20 protein-coding genes are annotated in these 20,899 nt (G+C 39.4%); 9 read left to right on the top strand and 11 right to left on the bottom strand.

The window, feature by feature from the left end; translation table 11 throughout:
* Window positions 1-10: 10 nt before the first annotated feature.
* Genes G8E00_RS02465 through truA form a run of 3 tightly spaced genes read left to right on the top strand, consistent with a single transcriptional unit; the run spans window position 11 to window position 3,694 of the window.
* Window positions 11-1,852 carry a hypothetical protein gene (locus G8E00_RS02465; protein WP_166221753.1) on the top strand — a complete coding sequence of 614 codons (1,842 nt, stop codon included), beginning with the start codon at window positions 11-13 and terminating at the stop codon, window positions 1,850-1,852.
* A 49-nt stretch (window positions 1,853-1,901) separates the two neighbouring features.
* Complete coding sequence (locus G8E00_RS02460) at window positions 1,902-2,870, top strand: asparaginase domain-containing protein (RefSeq protein ID WP_166226363.1); 969 nt, start codon at window positions 1,902-1,904, stop codon at window positions 2,868-2,870.
* A gap of 26 nt (window positions 2,871-2,896) precedes the next feature.
* Window positions 2,897-3,694 (top strand): tRNA pseudouridine(38-40) synthase TruA, encoded by a 798-nt coding sequence (gene truA / locus G8E00_RS02455; protein ID WP_166221751.1) that lies wholly within the window; start codon window positions 2,897-2,899, stop codon window positions 3,692-3,694.
* 108 nt (window positions 3,695-3,802) lie between these two features.
* Here the strand turns inward: truA and G8E00_RS02450 are convergent, their stop codons facing one another.
* A complete protein-coding gene (locus G8E00_RS02450) occupies window positions 3,803-4,810 on the bottom strand; it encodes an AraC family transcriptional regulator (RefSeq protein ID WP_166008567.1) in 1,008 nt (335 codons plus the stop codon).
* Between the two features lie 229 nt (window positions 4,811-5,039).
* On the opposite strand from G8E00_RS02450, the gene infA reads away from it, so the two are divergent.
* Window positions 5,040-5,261: a translation initiation factor IF-1 gene (infA, locus tag G8E00_RS02445; RefSeq protein ID WP_004692529.1), complete on the top strand. Its 222-nt coding sequence runs from the start codon at window positions 5,040-5,042 to the stop codon at window positions 5,259-5,261.
* 699 nt (window positions 5,262-5,960) lie between these two features.
* On the opposite strand, the gene leuB is transcribed toward infA, so the two are convergent.
* From leuB to leuC, 5 genes are all read right to left on the bottom strand, one after another.
* A complete protein-coding gene (gene leuB / locus G8E00_RS02435; RefSeq protein WP_166221747.1) occupies window positions 5,961-7,040 on the bottom strand; it encodes a 3-isopropylmalate dehydrogenase in 1,080 nt (359 codons plus the stop codon).
* Between the two features lie 43 nt (window positions 7,041-7,083).
* Window positions 7,084-7,647, bottom strand: a complete 564-nt coding sequence (locus tag G8E00_RS02430; protein ID WP_166008570.1) for a hypothetical protein — start codon at window positions 7,645-7,647, stop codon at window positions 7,084-7,086.
* A gap of 103 nt (window positions 7,648-7,750) precedes the next feature.
* A complete protein-coding gene (gene leuD, locus G8E00_RS02425; protein WP_166221745.1) occupies window positions 7,751-8,401 on the bottom strand; it encodes a 3-isopropylmalate dehydratase small subunit in 651 nt (216 codons plus the stop codon).
* Window positions 8,402-8,404: 3 nt separating this feature from the next.
* The gene (locus G8E00_RS02420) at window positions 8,405-9,106 is read right to left on the bottom strand and encodes a glutathione S-transferase family protein (protein WP_166221743.1); all 702 of its coding nucleotides are present in this window, start codon (window positions 9,104-9,106) and stop codon (window positions 8,405-8,407) included.
* Window positions 9,106-10,554 (bottom strand): 3-isopropylmalate dehydratase large subunit, encoded by a 1,449-nt coding sequence (leuC, locus tag G8E00_RS02415; RefSeq protein ID WP_166221741.1) that lies wholly within the window; start codon window positions 10,552-10,554, stop codon window positions 9,106-9,108. Before leuC ends, G8E00_RS02420 begins: the two co-directional genes overlap by 1 nt.
* Before the next feature lie 253 nt (window positions 10,555-10,807).
* On the opposite strand from leuC, the gene G8E00_RS02410 reads away from it, so the two are divergent.
* Entirely contained in the window at window positions 10,808-11,080 is a 273-nt protein-coding gene (locus G8E00_RS02410; protein ID WP_166221739.1) for a DUF2061 domain-containing protein, read from the top strand.
* Between the two features lie 39 nt (window positions 11,081-11,119).
* Here the strand turns inward: G8E00_RS02410 and G8E00_RS02405 are convergent, their stop codons facing one another.
* Window positions 11,120-11,884 carry a glycine-rich domain-containing protein gene (locus G8E00_RS02405; protein WP_166221737.1) on the bottom strand — a complete coding sequence of 255 codons (765 nt, stop codon included), beginning with the start codon at window positions 11,882-11,884 and terminating at the stop codon, window positions 11,120-11,122.
* A 290-nt stretch (window positions 11,885-12,174) separates the two neighbouring features.
* Between G8E00_RS02405 and G8E00_RS02400 the strand changes: the two genes are divergently transcribed.
* Window positions 12,175-13,035 (top strand): LysR family transcriptional regulator, encoded by an 861-nt coding sequence (locus G8E00_RS02400; protein WP_166221735.1) that lies wholly within the window; start codon window positions 12,175-12,177, stop codon window positions 13,033-13,035.
* A 48-nt stretch (window positions 13,036-13,083) separates the two neighbouring features.
* On the opposite strand, the gene G8E00_RS02395 is transcribed toward G8E00_RS02400, so the two are convergent.
* Window positions 13,084-13,605, bottom strand: a complete 522-nt coding sequence (locus G8E00_RS02395) for a DUF2628 domain-containing protein (protein ID WP_166221732.1) — start codon at window positions 13,603-13,605, stop codon at window positions 13,084-13,086.
* 139 nt (window positions 13,606-13,744) lie between these two features.
* Window positions 13,745-13,987, bottom strand: coding sequence for a DUF2789 domain-containing protein (locus tag G8E00_RS02390; protein ID WP_166008577.1), 243 nt, complete (start codon window positions 13,985-13,987; stop codon window positions 13,745-13,747).
* A 271-nt stretch (window positions 13,988-14,258) separates the two neighbouring features.
* On the opposite strand from G8E00_RS02390, the gene ovoA reads away from it, so the two are divergent.
* Complete coding sequence (gene ovoA / locus G8E00_RS02385) at window positions 14,259-16,409, top strand: 5-histidylcysteine sulfoxide synthase (protein WP_166221730.1); 2,151 nt, start codon at window positions 14,259-14,261, stop codon at window positions 16,407-16,409.
* Window positions 16,410-16,497: 88 nt separating this feature from the next.
* On the opposite strand, the gene G8E00_RS02380 is transcribed toward ovoA, so the two are convergent.
* Together G8E00_RS02380 and G8E00_RS02375 are read right to left on the bottom strand one after the other, a co-directional pair.
* The gene (locus G8E00_RS02380) at window positions 16,498-16,959 is read right to left on the bottom strand and encodes a DUF2628 domain-containing protein (protein WP_166221728.1); all 462 of its coding nucleotides are present in this window, start codon (window positions 16,957-16,959) and stop codon (window positions 16,498-16,500) included.
* Between the two features lie 78 nt (window positions 16,960-17,037).
* The gene (locus tag G8E00_RS02375) at window positions 17,038-17,688 is read right to left on the bottom strand and encodes an HAD family hydrolase (RefSeq protein WP_166221726.1); all 651 of its coding nucleotides are present in this window, start codon (window positions 17,686-17,688) and stop codon (window positions 17,038-17,040) included.
* 185 nt (window positions 17,689-17,873) lie between these two features.
* Here G8E00_RS02375 and G8E00_RS02370 point away from each other — a divergent pair, with 185 nt between their 5' ends.
* Window positions 17,874-18,374 carry an RNA pyrophosphohydrolase gene (locus tag G8E00_RS02370; protein WP_166008997.1) on the top strand — a complete coding sequence of 167 codons (501 nt, stop codon included), beginning with the start codon at window positions 17,874-17,876 and terminating at the stop codon, window positions 18,372-18,374.
* A gap of 73 nt (window positions 18,375-18,447) precedes the next feature.
* A complete protein-coding gene (ptsP, locus tag G8E00_RS02365; RefSeq protein ID WP_166008581.1) occupies window positions 18,448-20,742 on the top strand; it encodes a phosphoenolpyruvate--protein phosphotransferase in 2,295 nt (764 codons plus the stop codon).
* Window positions 20,743-20,899: the final 157 nt, after the last annotated feature.

Raw genomic sequence — 20,899 nt, 5'->3', positions numbered from 1 at the left:
GGGTAAAAATATGTTGTACGTCATTCCTTTTATAGTATTACTTGTAGTACTTATTCTTCTTAAGCTAAGAGACAGGTCTAAAAAGGATACCAATAAAAGCAAAACGACTACTTCAAAAAAAGCAGCTGCAAAAGCAAGTAAGCGCAATGGTCCTGGGTCCAGTAATGACCAGAACAATCCCCCTGCTTCTGATCCTGATGCATTGACTCAATCCAATGGTCCGTCTTCTATCGATGAAAAATTCAAACAAAGCATTGAAAAACTCATCAAAGCACGTACTTTTTACACTGCTGAAGCGAAAATCAATCAGGCTTTGAATCAGGACAGCTCACAACATGAGCTTTATTTGTATTTAGTCGATATTCATTTAGCACAAAATGATGACTTTGCAATTAAACAGCTTCTTAACTATGTTCGCTCACTGGGTTTAGATGACATTGCTGAACTAGCTGAAGAAAAGCAAAGAAATTATGTGCCTGAAGAAATTGTAGAAGAGCCTCAACCCGTTCAAACTCTTGTTGAAGAAACGCCAGCTGAGTCAGATCATTCTGCAAAAGGAAATAAAGCCTTTGATGCATTGATTATCGACAATGGAAAAGATTCTTTCGATGAATTACATTCAAGTTTTAACTCAGAGCCAGAAGAGAAAGATGATTTAAAAGTCTTCGAATTCTACACTACACCGCCTGCTAGCCAAAAGCCTGTAGAGCAAGTTGTAGAACCAGAGCCAGTCGAAGCTCAACAAGACGCTCATGAAGATGTATTCGTTAATAAAATTGAATCATTCGATTTTGACGATTCAAAATTAACTCTCAATGAACCGACAGAAGATACAACAACTGCGACCCAAGAAGAACCACTTTCATTTAGCAACCAATCACTGGATTTCAACTTAAGTCAGCCTGCGCAAATCGAAGTTGAAGAACCAGCAATCAATCTTGAAGATGAATTTTCATTTGAAGAAAAAACCATTACAGAAGCAACACCTCTGGATTCAGATACCTCAATCGATTTAGATGTTGATATTCCAAACGTTGCTACTGAATCAAAAGATGGGCAATCAAATAGCTTAGATTTCAATTTAGATACACCTGAGTTTAATTTCAAACTCGAAGACTCTAACACTTCTGTTAATACGCCTGCGAACGATATCGAACCATCAGCGTCAAACGAATTAGAATTTGATGCACTCAATGATCACGTTCAAGCAGAAACAGTTCAAACTGAACCGCAAAATTCAGCATTAGCATTTGAACCAAGTATGGAGTTTACGTTAGATTCGGCGGCTGTCTCTGCCACGACACATGAAACATCAACTGAACAAGCGCTGGTGGATGATTCAAACACAGCGCAAGATCTAGAGTTTTCTTTTGAAACACCATCGACAACCTATACCGCAGATACCCCTAACGAATCAGCATCTGATGTGGTCAGCCATATAGAGCCTGAAGCATTATCAATTGAACCTTCAGCACTCGCATTTACCAGTAGCACATTAAGCGATGTTGCAACGACTGAGTCGATTTCGAGTGAAACTGTGTCTACGGATACGACTTCAGTTGACCCTGTTTCAATCGAGTTTGAAACACCAGTAGAAAACAGTATTACAGAACTTGCAGCCCAATCGGAAGCAGCTGCAACACAAGCTGAAAATATCAATGACCCATTAGCATTGGCATTCCCACATTTAAATGATATTGATGAAACAACTTTAGATTTACAACTGGCTGAACGCTATATTGCGCTCGGTGCTTTTGAATCGGCTAAACAACTTTTAAGTCGTAATACAGCACAATACACTGCTGAACAACGTGAACTTTCAGAAAACTTACTGAATAAAATAGCATCCTAAAGATTTTGGTCTTAACATAAAGCAGTCATCATTGACTGCTTTTTTTATTATGAAAAAAATTGCCTTAATCTATATGGGTGGTACTTTTGGTTGCTATGGCGATCCTTTACGCCCAATGCAAGCAGAAGACTTCATTCCTAAACTCGCCAAAGTCTTGCCTATTCATTTGCAAATTGATTGCTTTGCTGCAACACGTATCCGTGATAGCAGTTCAGCGACTGCACAAGATTGGCTATTGCTCATACAACAAATTCAAACCCTACAACTTCAACAATACCAACATTTTGTCATTATTCATGGGACAGATACGCTGACATATGCAGCATCAACCCTAGCGCGTTTTCTGCAACAATCCTGTCATGTCATGATCACAGGAAGTCAGTACCCTCTACTCAACGTCCAAGGCGATGATAATCGCGATTTTACAGATGCTGTAGACAACCTTAATACAGCTTTGGATCATCTGGATAAAGTCCAAAATGGCGTATACATTGCATTTAACCATCAGGTTTTTCATGCCTGCACCACAGCTAAAATCCATAGTACTGATTTACATGCCTTTCATGGTTTAACTGTAGATCAAGCATTTACCTTAGCTGAACAATCACAAATGATCATTCAAGATGAGCATATAGAAAAAGCTAAAAAGCTAAATATCATCAATTGGATGATGCAGCCGATTGAAATTGAATTGTTGAATACCAACCTTGAAACACTCAAACACCATTTGCCCGATGTTTTAATTCTGCAAGGCTATGGCACAGGCAATATTGCTGTAAATGATCAAACCATTGAATTACTGCTTAACATTCAGCAACTCGGGTGTCATGTGATTTTAGATACACAAGTCACTTTTGGTGGCATTGATCAGCGTTATGCTATTAGCCAATGGATCAAACAAGCCAAGATATTGATCAATGATACGCATAGCCGTTCAGATCTTTATGCCAAAATTTTTAAAATGTATTTACAATACCCAACTTCTGATCAGTGGCATGACCGCTGGTATAGCCAATGATATGATCATTCAAACTAGAGGTTGATATGCAACGTTTTGCAATTGGGATTGAGTTTAGTGGCGCAAATTACAGAGGTTGGCAGACACAACAACCTGGTGTAATCACTGTTCAAGAAACCATTGAGAAAGTCCTCAGCAAAGTTGCGAATGAACCCATTATGTTACATGGTGCAGGCCGTACCGATGCTGGCGTACATGCAACCAATATGGTGGCACATTTTGATACCTCTGCGGTGCGTAAAATAGATGGTTGGTTATTGGGCTCAAACAGCCAACTACCAAAAGACATCTCAATCCAATGGATTAAAGAGATGGACCAAGAATTTCACGCGCGGTTTAAAGCACAAGCGCGTCGCTATCGCTATGTGGTTTATAACGCACCTACCCGCCCAGCTTTACTGAATAAACAAGTCACTCATATATATCAAACACTTGATATTCAAAAGATGATAACAGCAGCGAGTAAGTTCGAAGGCACACATAATTTTGAAAGTTTTCGCGCTGCGGCATGTCAGTCCAATCAGCCTGTACGACATGTCAGTCATTGTCGCCTGATTCAGCATGGTGCGTATTTGGTTTTAGATATCCAAGCAGATGGTTTTTTACATCATATGGTACGTAATATCATGGGATGTTTACTTGAAGTAGGACAAGGTATGTACGATATCGATCATATCGACGCTATTTTCGCTGCTGAGGACCGAAAAGCTGCTGGCATTACTGCACCACCAGATGGCTTATATTTCATCCATGCGGACTATCCAGCGCAATTTGAACTACCTAAAACACCTTTGGGTCCACTTTGGTTGAATATGCCTCAATAACTCTAGTTTTAAGTGTTTAAATCTTCCTCTATTACGAAGCCGTCCTTCTCACCTTTAAAAAGAGTAAAACACCCCTCCTTTAATAAAAGGAGGGATTGAGGGATAATTCTAGCGCTGCTTTCTTTTTCGATATTCCACTGGCGTTTCATTGGTCCAGCGTTTAAATGCACGGTAGAACGTACTTGGTTCTGAAAAACCTGTCAGATAAACAATTCGCTCCACACTTTCACTCGTTCCCGCCAATAAGCGCTTCGCTAAGCGACAACGATAATCAGAAAGAATCTGTTGGAAACTCGTATTCGCTTCACTTAACTGGGTACGTAAACGACGTGGTGTAATGTTCAACTGAGCTGCAACCGTCTCTAAAGTGGTTTCACCACTTTCAAGGGTTGACCCAATGGCACGGCGCACTTCACCGACAAGATCGTAACGAGCCAGTTCTTGCAATTTTTCAACTGCCAATTGTTCATGCAGTTGTAAAAGTTCAGGTTCTGCTTGCCACAATGGATACTCTAAAATAGAAGGATCAAAGTACAAGCGCGTTTCTTGCTGACCAAGGCTTACTGGACACTCAAATACCCGCAGATATTCATCATCCGTTGCGCCTTGACTGAAGTTAAAGTCAATGTAAATTGGGGTAAAGCGACCTTCGGTGATAAATTTGAAGAATCTTAAAATTCCAGACAAAGCACACTCTGAAAAATGTCGATTCACCATATTATCGGCAAATACCTGTACACCATTGGTCAGATAACAACGATCATCTTCTATGACCAATTCTGCATGTAATGCATCACTGATTAATCGTTGATACGCCAATGCACGCTTTAAGCCTTCACCAAAGTTATCACTTGAAATAAACAAGTGTTCAATGACTTGACCGCGATATAAAGGCAAGTGCTCACCTAGGTGTAAACCAATATCTGGGTCTTTGCTGACTTCTTCTGCAGCAACCCAAAATGCGTATTGTGCACTCAGTGGTGTACGCGCATTTTGGTCTACTTGATTTAAAGCCACTCCAGCCTTAGTCAAAATTTCTTCGGTTGGCAATCCAGCACGACGAATCGCTTGATAGCCTAATCGCAAAACAACCGAAGCATCAGTTAGCTGACTCACGTAGTGCCCTTCCTTGTATGTTATTAATATTTACTTAAAACTTTTTGATTAGATTACAGTCGATTGACCAAACTGACAACAGAGTTACAGATATTTTTGTTTAATTATTTTATTTGTTTGTTCGTATATTTTGACTACAGATACAATCCATCACGTACGTTTAACCTTGTATTTTTCCAAAATTTTGCCTATAATTTGCGCCTTTCCAATTTGATCTATCAGGTAGGCTATGGCCAATAAAGAGGAACTTATCGAGTTCGAAGGCGTTGTCACCGAAACGCTTCCTAATACTATGTTCCGTGTACGTTTAGAAAACGGTCACGAAGTAATTGCACACATTTCTGGTAAAATGCGTAAACACTATATCCGTATTTTGACTGGCGACAGTGTAAAAGTAGAAATGACACCTTACGATTTGTCTAAGGGTCGCATTACTTACCGTGCACGCTAAGTGTTAGTAAGCAAAAAGCCACATTAAGTGGCTTTTTTTATTTACAAAAAAATAAAAGCAGATGTTAATGATTCATCAGTTATTCTTAATATAATGTTCCCACACCTGATTCTATTGTCATCATTTTACTTTGCATATCTCAATGAATCTGCTGTTACTCAAATTTATCTTGCATAGTTTTACTTCTTATATTGTTTGTTTTATTTTATAGATTGACCATTATGTTGATAAATAGGTTGCGATATGCAAGATGAATATTCCTATTCATTTCATCCTCTCCTATTTTACTTTAAATGCATGAGCGTATGCTAAACACCCTTCAATACACAAACCTAGAACAAAATTTTAGTCAGTACATTGGGCAGAATTCTACAAATATCCAACAAAACTTGAACTTTCAAAATTTAGCTGATCAGTCTAATCCTAAAATAATTACAAAAGATCAAGCATTCATTCATACCATTCAGATATCCCCCATTCCAACCATTGCTGTTCCTAATTTTTCAGATACACCAGCAACGACAAACTCTGGAATGATATCTATGATCTAAGTCTCAATGCAGAATAAATTTTTATCTAAAAGATGATATTGCTCAATCTATAATATAGGGTGCAAAAGCATGTGGATTTGAATCAGGCAAAAAAAACGTAGCTCTATCGCTACGTTTTTTATTTATTGCTTATTTATTTTGAAGTGGCTTAGTTTAAAGCAGCAACCACAGCTTGCCCCATTTCAACCGTACCGACTTTCTGCATATTATCAGACATGATGTCCGCAGTACGTAAACCTTGGTCTAAAACGTTGCCTACCGCATCTTCAATCGCTTTCGCAGCAGCTTCTTCACGGAATGTATAACGAAGCATCATCGCAACAGATAGGATCGTTGCCAATGGATTTGCTAAGTTCTGACCCGCGATGTCTGGAGCAGAACCATGACATGGCTCATACATCCCTTTACCGTTCTCATCTAATGATGCAGATGGCAACATACCAATAGAACCCGTTAACATTGCCGCCTCATCAGACAAAATGTCACCGAACAAGTTTGAAGTCACAATCACGTCAAATTGTTTTGGTGCACGTACCAATTGCATTGCTGCGTTATCGACATACATATGCGATAAGTTAATTTCTGGGTATTTTTCTTCTTTTAAAGCCGTTACGGTTTGTTTCCAAAGCTCAGTCACTTCAAGAACGTTTGCTTTATCGACTGAACACACTTTACCGCCACGAAGACCCGCAAGTTCAAATGCAACCTTCGCAATACGTTTAATTTCAGATTCTGAATAAACGTCGGTGTTGTAACCTTGCTTTTCACCATTTTCAAGTTCACGGATACCACGTGGTTGACCGAAGTAAATACCACCTGTTAACTCACGAACAATTAAAATATCCAAACCAGCAACAATCTCTGGCTTCAAACTAGATGCATCCGCCAATTGTGGATAAAGAATAGCAGGACGTAAGTTTGCAAATAAGTTCAATTCGCTACGTAGTTTCAATAAACCACGTTCTGGACGAATTGAGCGCTCAATCGTGTCCCATTTAGGACCACCCACTGCACCTAACAAAATCGCATCAGCTTTTTTTGCTTGAGCAGAAGTAACCTCAGGATAAGGTGAACCATGAGCGTCAATTGCAGCACCGCCCAATAAGCCTTGTTCCCACGTTAAACCTAAATTGAATTTTTCATTGACACGTGTCAACACTTGCTCAGCAGCTTTTACAATTTCTGGGCCAATGCCGTCACCAGCTAAAATCAAAATATGTTTAGACATGAGTTATTCCATTTTATGTGTCAGTGATGATCACTAACGGGTTTTAAATTTTTTGTTCTACAAACTCACCCAAGCCATTCAAGACATTGTAAGGTTTGCAGAAACGGCGAATGGTTTTCTGCTCTCGTTTTAAGTCAACACAAAGTGGATCAGGTGGAGAAACCTTTAATAAGGTGTCTTTATTTTTCCCTCTCGCACGATACATTTTAAATGTATAGCGATACTTTGAATTAAACTTATGGATCACATGTAGTGTCTCTGCTTTATCACGCGACACGGGATAAAAACGAATGACCACTTCATGCGTTCCCTGAGGAACAGAAAGATACAATGCATTTGCATCTTTTAGAGATTGAGTTTGTAAACGGACAATCCCATTCTGTACTGCTTTCTTGCTTAAATGCTTGTTCTTCGCATTTACAATTTCAATCTGATTCCAGCGCTCAAATTCACAATTTGCTGTTCCAGCACAGTAAATGAGCGCATTAGTTTCTGTTCGTGGTGTTTCTTTCACATTTTTTATTTGTGACGTACTCACACTTTGGCAGGCTGTCAATGCATTCACCACCAAACCTAGGACAGCCAATTGCCTGAAAACTTTCACCATAGTTGTGACTCAACCTCAGCTAATTCTGCAATATAGTTAACATTATTTTGCATTGATATTAGCAAGAGTTGAGCAAAACAACTAGAGCGACAGCTGAGAAGTCTTAGCCACGAATTTCTTGGAAGACCCAAGGGCGTGATTTTTGCGTTTTCTCTTCATAAGCACGAATGTCATCGCTTACTTGTAAAGTCAAACCAATATCATCTAAGCCATTCAATAAACAGTGTTTACGGAATGGATCAACTTCAAACTTAAAGCTTTCACCCGATGGTGTACGAACTTCTTGCGCTTCTAAATCAATGGTTAACTGATAGCCTTCTGTTGCAGCACATTCTTTAAATAACTGATCAACAATCTCTTCAGATAAAATCACAGGCAACATGCCATTTTTAAAGCTGTTGTTAAAGAAAATATCTGCATAACTTGGCGCAATCACGGTACGAAAACCATATTCTTCCAATGCCCAAGGCGCATGTTCACGACTTGAACCACAACCAAAGTTGGCACGTGAAATTAACACTGTTGCACCTTGGTAACGTGGTTGATTTAACACAAAATCAGGATTCTTTGGACGTTTAGAATTGTCTTGACCTGGATAACCTTCATCTAAATAACGAAGTTCATCAAATAGATTGTCACCAAAACCGGTACGTTTGATCGATTTCAAAAACTGTTTTGGAATAATTAAATCAGTATCGACATTCGCACGGTCTAATGGTGCAACAATACCTTGTTCAACTGTATATGCTTTCATTATTTAAGCCTTATCATTGGGCTGAATAGCGTTGTATTCTTCATTGTCCTGCCCGATTTCTAAGCGAGGCACAATCAAAGTATCTTCTTCAGCATCTTTAATCCATTGTTGAAAATCTGGGTCTGCATAGAACTGCGCTTGATACGCTTTCATACTGGCAGACATCGGGACTGCATAGCCATTCAAGCGAATTGCTACAGGTGCAAACATCGCATCAGCAATACTAAACCGCCCAAACAACCAACCTTCTGCATTAGGGTTATTGCTCTGAGCTTCTAGTAACGCTGTCCAGATCACTTCAATTCGTTTTAAATCATTTTTAGCAGCTTCACTGAGTTCGATACCACGTAGATAAGCACGAACATTCATACCCATTTCTGAACGTAATGCAGGAAACCCACTATGCATTTCAGCACTAACAGCTCGCGCTTGGGCACGTTGAATAGGGTCTGATGGCCATAAAGATGGCACTTGTTCAGCGAAATATTCACAAATTGCTAGTGAATCCCAAATTCGAACATGCTCATCCACCCAAACTGGCACTTTTCCACTCGGTGAAACTGCCTGAATTTTTTGTTTTGTATCGGGCTGATCGAAATCAATCACCACTTCTTCAAAGTCAAAACCTGCCTTTTTAGCGACAAGCCAAGGACGTAATGACCATGAAGAGTAGTTCTTTGTACCCAAATACAAAACAGATTTCATTACAAACTTCTCACATCCACAAAGTGACCTGCAATTGCCGCCGCTGCCGCCATTGCTGGACTCACCAAGTGAGTACGACCGCCATTACCCTGACGACCTTCAAAGTTACGGTTCGAGGTTGATGCACAATGCTCACCCGGTTGTAATTTGTCTGCATTCATTGCCAAACACATTGAACAACCCGGTTCGCGCCATTCAAAACCCGCTTCAATTAAGATTTTGTCTAAGCCTTCAGCTTCCGCTTGCGCTTTGACTAAACCAGAACCTGGAACCACCATCGCCTGTTTGATTGTGCTTGCAACTTTTTTACCTTTGGCAACTTCAGCTGCTGCACGAATATCTTCAATCCGTGAGTTAGTGCATGAACCAATAAATACACGATCAAGTTGGATATCAGCCAATGCCTGACCACCCGTTAAGCCCATGTATTTATAAGCACGTGTCCAGTCATTGCGTTGAACGTCATCTTTAGCTTGTTCTAAAGTTGGTACAGCAGCAGAAACTGGAACCACCATCTCAGGAGATGTTCCCCAAGATACTTGAGGTTCAATCTCTTCACCTTGTAAGACCACAACAGTATCGAAATGAGCGTCTTCATCAGAATGTAAAGTATTCCAATATTCTACAGCTGCATCCCACTGTTCACCTTTTGGTGCATATGGACGATCTTTGACGTATTCAATGGTCTTTTCATCGACTGCAACCATACCCACACGGGCACCGCCTTCGATTGCCATGTTACATACCGTCATACGACCTTCAATCGACATATCACGGAATACTTGACCACCAAATTCGATTGCATGTCCTGTACCGCCAGCAGTACCAATTTTACCGATAATCGCTAAAACCACGTCTTTTGGTGTTACGCCTTGACCTAACTTACCGTCAACACGAACCAACATGTTTTTCATTTTCTTTTGAACCAAGCATTGAGTCGCCAATACATGTTCAACTTCAGATGTACCAATACCGTGTGCCAAACAACCGAATGCACCATGTGTTGCTGTGTGTGAATCACCACAAACAACCGTCATACCTGGTAAGGTTAAACCTTGTTCTGGACCGACCACATGTGCAATCCCTTGGCGTACATCGTTAATGTCAAACTGCACAACATTAAATGTTTTACAGTTATCATCTAAAGTTTGTACTTGGATACGAGACGTATCATCTTCAATCCCTGCAATCCCTTCAGAACGCTCTTTGGTAGATGTTGGAACGTTATGGTCTGGTGTTGCCACATTGGCACTTAAACGCCAAGGTTTACGTCCAGCAAGTTGTAAACCTTCGAATGCTTGTGGTGAAGTCACTTCATGCAACAAATGACGGTCGATATACAGTAAAGCTGAACCATCATCTCGTTGTTTTACTAGATGGTCATCCCACAATTTGTCATACAATGTTTTTGCAGATTCTGTTTTTGCTTTTTGGGTTTCGCCTGCCATGTCGAGGTACTCCACTGGACTGGGTATATTTCTAAATTACTCCAATTATAGCCTTCGTATCACATAAATCTAATTTATCATTTTTATTAGTTTCCAAACTTTTCGGAATAAAAATTCATAGTTGGATGATTGACTTGATTAGAAAAAACATCATCGGATAAATTGATTAAAAATTAAGAAATATTCGTTTTTACAAATTAAATGAGAATAATTATTATCTCCATATACCTGAATACAACGTGGAATCCCTCTCATGGCTCACATACAAAGTTTCGTTGCAAATAATCGACGTATGTTTAAAAAAACATTTAGCTATTACATCATGCACATCAGTGTTGCCATGTTAGTGGGCTACTTTGTCACAGGAAGTTTAGCCATGGCGATTGCTTTAAGCTTGTTAGAACCCACTGTGCAAGCATTTGCCTTCTTTTTCCATGAAAAAATTTGGGAAAGAAATCAACAGAAAAGCGATCAGCAGAAAAACAATCCATTGCCAACGATGACAACCCAATCAACAGAGGCTTAATGGTATAAAAATCACATCTCAAATATAGGCAAATATAGATCAATCACTGCCACTACTACAGCTTCCACAGCTGTTTGATGAATCGGAAATATGGCTATCATTTGAATCATGAAGTCTTGTATCAACATCAGTCGTAGAGGAACTTGAGAAACTCCCTATTGATGTACTTTCAACAAAAGTGATGGGGGTTGAAGACAAATCGGTGAGTTGCTTGTTTTTCCATTGCATATAATTTTGCTTTAATTTTTTTAACTCATATGCTTGCGCAGTTTTCCATTTCACATTCTGATCAATTCGAAAAATTCTTGGCAATTGACATGTCCGTTCTGGATCTTGTTGCTCTAATAGGCAAGCTGATTTCCATGTCTGCATCCATTGAGCCTGATAAAGTGTAATTTGCGCTTGCGTTGGATGTTTTTCATGCGCTTTATGACTGAGCACATAACCCAAAGTACTTATGCACAACTGCTGATAATAAGGATTAAATTCATCGATTAACAAATGCCATAACGCATCTACAGCATATGAAGGCATTACATAAGCTGTTTTATAACGAAGATGCATTCCCAAAAAATCTTTAAACCCCTCTTCTATGACATTAAATTTACTTTCTTCAATCTCTGGATAGAGTGCCAAATAACGAGTTTTAATAAATTCGGGGATACGCAATTGGTCAAGTTTTCTGAACTTGTTATTTGACTTAACTCGACACATGCTCCAAAAAACAAAAACAACTGCGACGAACAAAACAAGTAAATAGATTGAAAAGAAATAAGCAATCGCAATGCCAGATACCATCATCACAAACGACAGCGCAAAAAATTGTCTCCATGAATAGGTAAAAATACTCCTAAATTGGGAGCCTCCATTTTTATTGCTATTATATTTATTGATCATTTCTGACATTGAAATGTTGTTTCCTTTTTTATTGCTATTAGAAAATCAGACAAGATGAACAATTTTCATCACTATTTTATACCACTCGTTTAAAATCTGTGTAATTAAAAAAATAGACACATATTTGTTTTGATTTATTCTTAAAATTTCTAAATAATATTTTTAACATAAAAAATGTTTATACATTGGAGTTCCGAGTGAATCTTGCTGCCTTTGAAGCTTTCGTTAAAGTCATGGAAACTGGTTCAATTTCTATGGCGGCCGATCAACTCTTTATTACCCAACCTGCAGTGACTAAACGTATTCACAGCTTAGAAGATTATTTTGGTGTGAAATTATTTGAATCTGCGGGTCGTGGTGTTCAAGCAACGCATGCTGCCCATTCTCTTTTACCCAAAGTGAAAAATTGGCTTAATGAGCTGGGTGATATTCATCATACTTTAAGCCATGAACAAGGGCAGATTAAAGGTAAACTGAAAATTGGAACCAGCCATCATATCGGCTTGCATCATCTGCCTGAACATTTAACTAAATATGTGCAGCATTATCCAGATGTTACTTTAGACGTACATTTTGTCGACTCAGAACAAGCACATGAGAAGGTTCTTGCAGGCGATTTAGAGTTGGCATTCTTGACCCTCCCTCCAGAACTAGATGACCGTCTAAAATATATTCCGCTTTGGAATGATCCACTGGTTTTTGTTGCTGCAGCATTTCATCCACTTGCATCAAAGGCAAATCTTAAACTTGAAGATTTAATGCAATATCCAAGTCTTTTGCCATCTGCTCAAACCTACACAGCGCAAATTACGTTGGCTGAGTTTGAAAAGAAAGGTCTAAAACCTAAAGTGTCTATGAGTAATAATCCACTTGAGTCTATTCGTATGTTGGCATCGATTGGACTAGGTTGGTCAGTTTTACCTAAAACATTGGTGAGCCATGATTTGGTCACGCTTGATATTGATATTGAAATGAAGCGTCAGCTGGGTATGGTCTGGCATCCTGGACGGACGCAATCCAAAGCAGCAAAAGCCCTAGTGGAATTGATGCAAAATTAAATCTGCCTCAAAATAAAAAAGCCGTCTTGATGACGGCTTTTCATATCATCAATAATTCCCTGAAATAGTCACAACAATATAAATCGCAATCACCGCAACAAATAAAATCCCAATACCTGCCCAAATATTTGTTCCCCCTTGTCGTTCAAGTTCTTGCTCAATCGAGTCTGGATGACTCCTCTCAATCTCTTTAATTTTTTTCTCTACGAAGTTTTTATACAGCGTATTGCCAAACATCCCCATGGTGACCGCAAGGGCAATTGAAATACCTCGATCAATTGCTTCAGGAATCGGAATCACACAGCTGACCAGAATTAAACCAAGTAAAATAAGACCATAACCATACATTTTTCGATAAAACAACCACATCAGCCCAAAGAAAAAAGCACCAATGTTAAACCCTGCCATTTGCTTTTTCGGGGTAATTTGATTGAATTTTTCCTGATAGTAAGTTTCATATTTTTTACCAACAAAAACAGCCTGACGTTGGTCATCTAGATTCAATACCGGTGGAAAAGGTGAGTCAGTCTTTTGATTGTTTGACGGTGCATACTCTTGTTGTTCGTTCATAGATCCCTCATTATTGATTTTTATAAGAAATAGAATAACTTATCTTTTTTATTCAACTACATCAAAGCATGGTAGATAAAAATATACCGTGACGATCTCTCTGAATTTAGTCGTCATTTATGTTGCGCTATCTGGGAAATTACTTGACCGAATCTTCATGCAAAGATTCATTTAACTGATCAACGATAATCGCCCACTCACCATCAGACTTTATTTTTTCAATTAAAAATTGGCGCTGACTTTCCGTCCAAAAATCTGCATCAGCAATGCGTGTATCTGCATCTAACTGATGAGATTCAATAAATTGAGCAATAGCTTGTTCACTCGAATCTAAACCGAGTTGTTCAAAAAGGTTGGTCATTCTTGGGCGTGCATTGGTCATTTTTGTATTCCATTATTGTCAAACTTATGTGGATCAACTTATGATGCTTATCAAGCATATGGGTATAAGATCAATTCATCTTAACCAAATATTCGCGTGATAGCTATAAACAACCAACGCATAAAAGTGTACAAAAAGTTGTGTAAAACCAATATCAATAAGACACAAGGAACCGCATGCTTTGCAATTAAATATAAATGAAATGAATTTCTTTTTATGCCTCTTTCATATTGGGTTTAAAAATTAAGTTTTATTGAGCACAGGAGTATATATGTCGAGCTCTCATGCTTTATCTACCACAGATGACTATTTAGAAAAAAGAATATGTTCAACGCCTCTTCTCAATATTGAGGATGAGAGCTCACTACGCCAGAACCTTCGAACATATTTCATCAATACTTTTGACACTTACGAATCTTTATTTGAATGTCTAAAATCAGAACAGGCCTATTACACCAAGTCCATTCCGCTTCGACATCCGCTGATTTTTTACTTTGGTCATACAGCCACTTTTTTTATCAATAAATTATTGCTCAGCAAACTCATTACTCAACGTATCAATCCAACTTTTGAGTCAATATTCGCTGTTGGCGTGGATGAAATGAGTTGGGATGATTTAAACGATGAACATTATGAGTGGCCTAGCCCACAACAGGTTTTAGCCTACAGACAACAGGTGCGTTTTTTAGTACTCGATATTATTGATCATGCCCCACTTTCGCTTCCTATCGACTGGAATCATCCTTGGTGGGCAATATTGATGGGCATCGAACATGAACGCATTCACTTAGAAACATCGTCTGTCTTAATTCGTCAGCACGATCTTCAACATGTACAAAATCATTGCGATTGGCGACCCAACCCAAACTCACAAACTGCGCCCGAGAATGAGTTCATTCATGTTCCAAAAGGAGAGATTCAACTCAATAAAAATTTTCAGTCGCCTTATTATGGTTGGGACAATGAATACGGATTACACCAAAACCACGTGAATTCATTTCAAGCCTCTAAGTATTTAGTCAGTAATGAAGAATTCAAAGCTTTTGTCGATGCTGGTGGCTATGACCATGATCCCTACTGGGAAGATGAAGGTTTAAGATGGCGCCAGTTTACACAAGCCAATTCTCCATGCTTTTGGCTGAAAAAATCGGATGAATGGTATTTAAGATTAATGACAGAAGAAGTGCCAATGCCATGGGATTGGCCCGTAGAAGTGAATTTCCATGAAGCCAAGGCATTTTGCCATTGGAAATCAGAACAGACTGGGCTCAATATTCGCTTACCCTCAGAAGATGAATGGTACCGACTATGTGATTATGCTGGTTTAAATGAGGAAATCATCCATCAACCTGCCAATCTGGAGTTAAAAATGGGCGCTTCCTCTTGCCCAGTGACCACATGTCAACATGGCGATTTTTATGATGTTCGGGGTAATGTCTGGCAATGGACTGAAACGGAGATTTATCCCTTTGAAGGATTTCAAGTCCATCCAATATATGATGACTTCACTGTTCCCACTTTTGATGGACGACATAACTTGATCAAAGGCGGTTCGTGGATTTCTTGCGGAAATGAAGCTTTATATTCTGCCCGATACGCTTTTCGTCGGCATTTCTTTCAACATGCAGGATTTCGCTATGTTGCCTCGGAGAACCAATTGAAATTAACCACATCACAATACGAAACAGATCGATCCTTATCTGAATATATTGAGTTTCACTATGGCTCGGAATATTTCAATGTACCGAATTTTTCCAAAGCACTGGTTGATTTGGCACTCAACTATGTAAAAGATTTAAAAGATCGACCTACATCCAAAGCACTTGATTTAGGATGTGCTGTAGGCCGTGCATCTTTTGAATTGGCAAAACATTTTAATGAAGTGGTCGGTATTGACTTCTCCGCACGCTTCATCCAACACGGTGTAGAACTTGCTCAAGGCAATACCTTGCATTACACACTCACGACGGAAGGTCAGTTAACTGAATTTAAATCGGTGCAACTCAGTGATCTAGGACTAGACGCATATGCACAACGCGTAAAATTCTTCCAAGGCGATGCCTGTAATTTAAAACCACAATTTACAGGTTTTGATTTTATTTTGGCAGCAAATTTAATTGACCGACTGCATCATCCTGCACAGTTTTTATCTTCAATACATGATCAATTGAATATGGGTGGAATCTTGATGATCACCTCTCCATATACATGGCTTGAAGAACATACGGAACAGGCAGAATGGATTGGCGGATTTAAAAAAGACGGAGAGAATTTTACAACCTTAGATGGGCTACACGCCCTGCTCGATGCCCATTTCGAACAACTGAGTGAAGCTCAGAGCGTGCCCTTTGTGATTCGAGAAACGCAGCGTAAATTCCAGCATACACTTTCTGAAGTGACGGTTTGGAAGAAAAAAGCTTGATCTGAAATACATACATCAGACACGTGCACGATAAAAATACCTCTTTTAAAATATTGAAAGAGGTATAAGTACTGTACAACTTTTGGTGTTAATACATGAATTTAATGAGCTCTATGGTAAAACCGACTGAGCCCATGACATATAACAAGACAAACAGCACAGGAACACTCCAAGTCACCCCACCATATAATTTGAAAATTTCAAGGCTATATTTTGGTTTTTCCTCATAAGGCTTCACTTTGCTGTATACGAATCGTTGATATAAACGATAGCCAAATAGGCTCAAGAGAATATTCGGAACAAAACCTATTGGACTCACCAGTTCTACAGGCACGTTCGATGCCAACACCGCCCAAACCAATAAAGTAGTAAGCAAACAAGTCCCACAAAACATTAGAAAACAGTATAAATACATTTTTCTATACAACAGCCAGTACATACCAAAGATTAATGCTGGCCAATGCATCTGTAGTTTTTGGTCTTGCCATTTTTTTAAATATTGATCTGCTCGTGACCCAATAAAAATTCGAGTAAGTTCTTGTTCATTCATAATTATTAATATTTTATGTATCCGATGAATAGTGTAAAGCAAACACTACTCATCATTCAATTTTTAAATCAACTCAGATCAAATCGACCAGTCTTGAATATCCCAGTCTTGTTGTTTTGCGAGCGTTTCCAGACGATCATCAGGATTCACAGCAATCGCATGATCAGCATATTCCAATAAGAAACGGTCATTAATCGAATCTGAATACGCCCATGATTCCGTTACATCACGACCTTCTAGCCATTGATCTAAACGTGTCAGCTTACCTTTTTGATAACAAGGAATATTGATGACTTTACCTGTGTACTTGCCATCTTTCACTTCGGCATTGGTGGCAATAATTTCAGTAATCCCAAATTCACGGAAAATGGGTGCTGTAATAAAATCTGAAGTTGCAGTAATCCCGACCAACTGATGCCCAGCATCTTTATGGCGTTGAATAGCCTTAAAGCCTTCTGGACGCATTTGTGGTCGAATCACTTTTTGCATAAATAACTGATGAAGTTCAGTTAAGTAGTCATTGTCATGCTGGGTTAAAAACTCAAAAACAAATTCGTTATAGGCAATTGGGTCCAGTTGCCCTGCTTTATAATCTTCATAAAACTTGTCATTCATTTGACGATGGTGGACAGGATCGACCAAGCCTTCATTGACTAAAAACTCTCCCCAAGAGTGGTCAGAGTCGGTATTTAATAAGGTGTGATCTAAGTCAAACAACGCCAATTTCATGAAAATTCTCGTTCAAACTGAAATTTAAGAAAAAAAATGTAAATCTATCACCGCTAGTCGATAGAAATTCGTTAAGATCATAGCAATTTTAAAACATTATTACTTTGAACTTTTCGAGTTGGGCATAGAGAGTGGATGCCCCCGAACCCAAAGTCAACGAATTTAATAAATTTTTAGGTAGCCAAATGATCGATTCAGAAGGTTTCCGACCGAATGTCGGGATCATTTTGGCAAATGATATTGGTCAAGTTTTATGGGCAAAGCGCATTGGTCACAATGCATGGCAATTTCCACAAGGAGGTATCCAATTTGGAGAAACTCCTGAACAAGCGCTTTTTAGAGAGCTGCGAGAAGAAGTCGGTTTATTGCCAGAGCACGTCCAAATAATTGCTCAAACCGAAGGTTGGTTGCATTATCGTTTGCCACTTCGATACATCAGGTCTGATTCAGATCCTGTATGTATTGGACAAAAGCAGAAATGGTTTTTATTGAAACTAGTCGCTTCAACGAAGCATATTCAGTTGGACTTAAGTGATCCGCCAGAGTTTGATCAATGGCAATGGGTCAGTTATTGGTATCCTTTAGGACAAGTGGTGAACTTTAAACGAGATGTTTATCGTCAAGCCATGTTGGAACTGTGTATGCAATTACCACGGCCAGAATTGGAAAATTTATTAAAGATATAAATGATTTTTCAAAGCAGTGCTGTTATAACTCATATAAACGAATAGACATCTGATTTTAAGGGAGCACATCTTCATGTCGAACATGCAACTAGACTCTTTACGACGCATTGTCCAAGAAATTAATGCGTCAGTCAGTTTGCATGATTCTTTAGAGATCATGGTCAATCAAGTCTCTGAAGCCATGCAGGTCGATGTCTGTTCTATTTATTTGCTCGATGAACGAAACCAACGCTATGTACTCATGGCGACCAAGGGTTTAAATACTGAATCTGTGGGTAATGTTTCACTGCAACTGGGTGAAGGGTTGGTAGGATTAGTCGGTCAGCGTGAAGAAATTGTCAATATTGATAATGCCTTCAAGCATGAACGTTTCGCCTATTTCCCTGAAACTGGGGAAGAGATTTACAACTCTTTCCTAGGTGTTCCAGTGATGTATCGCCGCAAGGTAATGGGCGTTCTGGTTGTGCAAAACACTGAACAACAAGACTTCAGTGAAGCAGCAGAGTCGTTTCTGGTGACGCTGTGTGCACAGCTTTCAGGCGTGATTGCACATGCACATGCAGTTGGGAATATTGATGTTTTTCGCAAACCATCAAATTCCCCAACCTATAAAACCTTCCAAGGTTCATCAGGTGCCGGGGGAATTGCCTTAGGTCGTGCATTGATTCTTTATCCTCCTGCAGATTTAGCTGCTGTACCTGATCGTGAAGCTGAAGATATCAGTGAAGAATTGCGATTACTTGATCAAGCAGTAGAAGTCGTACGTGCCGAAATTCAATCGCTCGATGACAAAATGCAAGACTCTTTAATGTCTGAAGAGCGCGCTTTGTTTAGCGTGTTCTTACGTATGCTCGATGAAAATGCCCTTCCTGCAGAAATTAAAGATCTCATTCGTGACGGTAGCTGGGCACAAGGTTCAGTTAAACGTGTCATTGACCGTCATATTGCGCTGTTTGCACAAATGGAAGATGACTATTTGCGCGAACGTGTATCTGATTTAAAAGACTTAGGTCGTCGAATTTTAGCGGCTCTTCAAGAAGGTGATTTGAGCCATCGTGAAATCAGTAATGATAGCATCATCGTAGGAGATGAAATTAGTACGGCGGCTTTGGTTGAACTGCCTGTCGACAAAATTGCAGCGATTGTGACTTCTGAAGGCGCAGCCAATTCACATATGGTGATTGTGGCTCGTGCACTCGGCATTCCAACCGTCGTGGGTGTGACTGAACTGCCTGTAAATACACTCGATGATGCAGAGATGATTGTCGATGCGTATCAAGGCCGTGTTTTTGTCAATCCACCACGTCGCCTACGTCAGCGTTATAAAGAGATTCAAAAAGAAGAAGAGCAAATCGCAAAAGATCTTAAACAATACGAAACAAAAGATGCCATTACCCCAGATGGCGTGGCTGTTCGTTTGTTTGTCAACACAGGTCTGATGATCGATGTCGTGCGTGGTGTGCAACGCGGGGCCAAAGGGGTTGGTTTATATCGTTCAGAAATTCCCTTTATGCTACGTGATCGCTTCCCTGGTGAAGAAGAGCAACGTGCCATTTATCGCCAACAACTCAGCCACTTCGCCAATAAACCTGTGGTTATGCGTACGCTGGATATTGGTGCTGATAAAGACTTGCCGTACTTTGAGATTAAAGAAGAAAACTCAGCACTCGGTTGGCGTGGTATTCGTTTTACGCTGGATCATCCTGAAATTTTCTCGTCACAAATTCGAGCAATGTTGAAAGCCAGCATTGGTCTCAATAATTTGCATATTTTACTGCCAATGGTGACCAGTGTCAGTGAAGTTGAAGAAGCCCTTTATTTGCTTGAACGAGACTGGATTGCAGTTCAACAAGAAGAACAAGTCAAAATCAATAAGCCAAAGATTGGCATTATGGTCGAAGTGCCAAGTGTGCTTTTACAGATTGGTGAATTTGCTGAAATGGTTGATTTCTTCTCTGTTGGTTCAAATGATTTGATCCAATACTTATTGGCAGTCGATCGTAACAATCCACGAGTTTCAAGTGTATATTCTCACTTCCACCCTTCTGTACTTAGAGCTTTGCAGCGGCTTGTTGAAGAATGCCATAAATACGATAAGCCCATCAGTATTTGTGGTGAAATGGCAGGTGATCCACTCTCAGCCATTTTACTGATGGCAATGGGTTTCAATACCTTATCTATGAGTTCTAGTAATATTTTAAGAGTGCGTAAAGCCATTTGTCACGTGCCAATGGTCGATGCTGAAAAACTACTGACTGAAGTGGTGAAGATGGACAATCCACTGATTGTGAAGAGCTGGATGGAATATTACTTTAAGCATCATGGTTTAGCCGATATGGTGAAATCAAATCGTTTGGTCGGTGCATAAAACTCGCGATTTAGCATTGTTTCATGTTGCAAGGGAGGTCATCAATGACCCCCTTTTTATTTTTTAAATGTCCTTCATTGATAAAAATTGAGTTGAAATCGCACTATGAAATGGCGATATAAAGCCTATATTGATATATAAGTTCTAAAAAGGAACT

The organism is Acinetobacter shaoyimingii (assembly GCF_011578045.1).
GTDB classification, from domain to species: domain Bacteria; phylum Pseudomonadota; class Gammaproteobacteria; order Pseudomonadales; family Moraxellaceae; genus Acinetobacter; species Acinetobacter shaoyimingii.
This window is presented reverse-complemented; position numbering and strand designations above follow the sequence as displayed.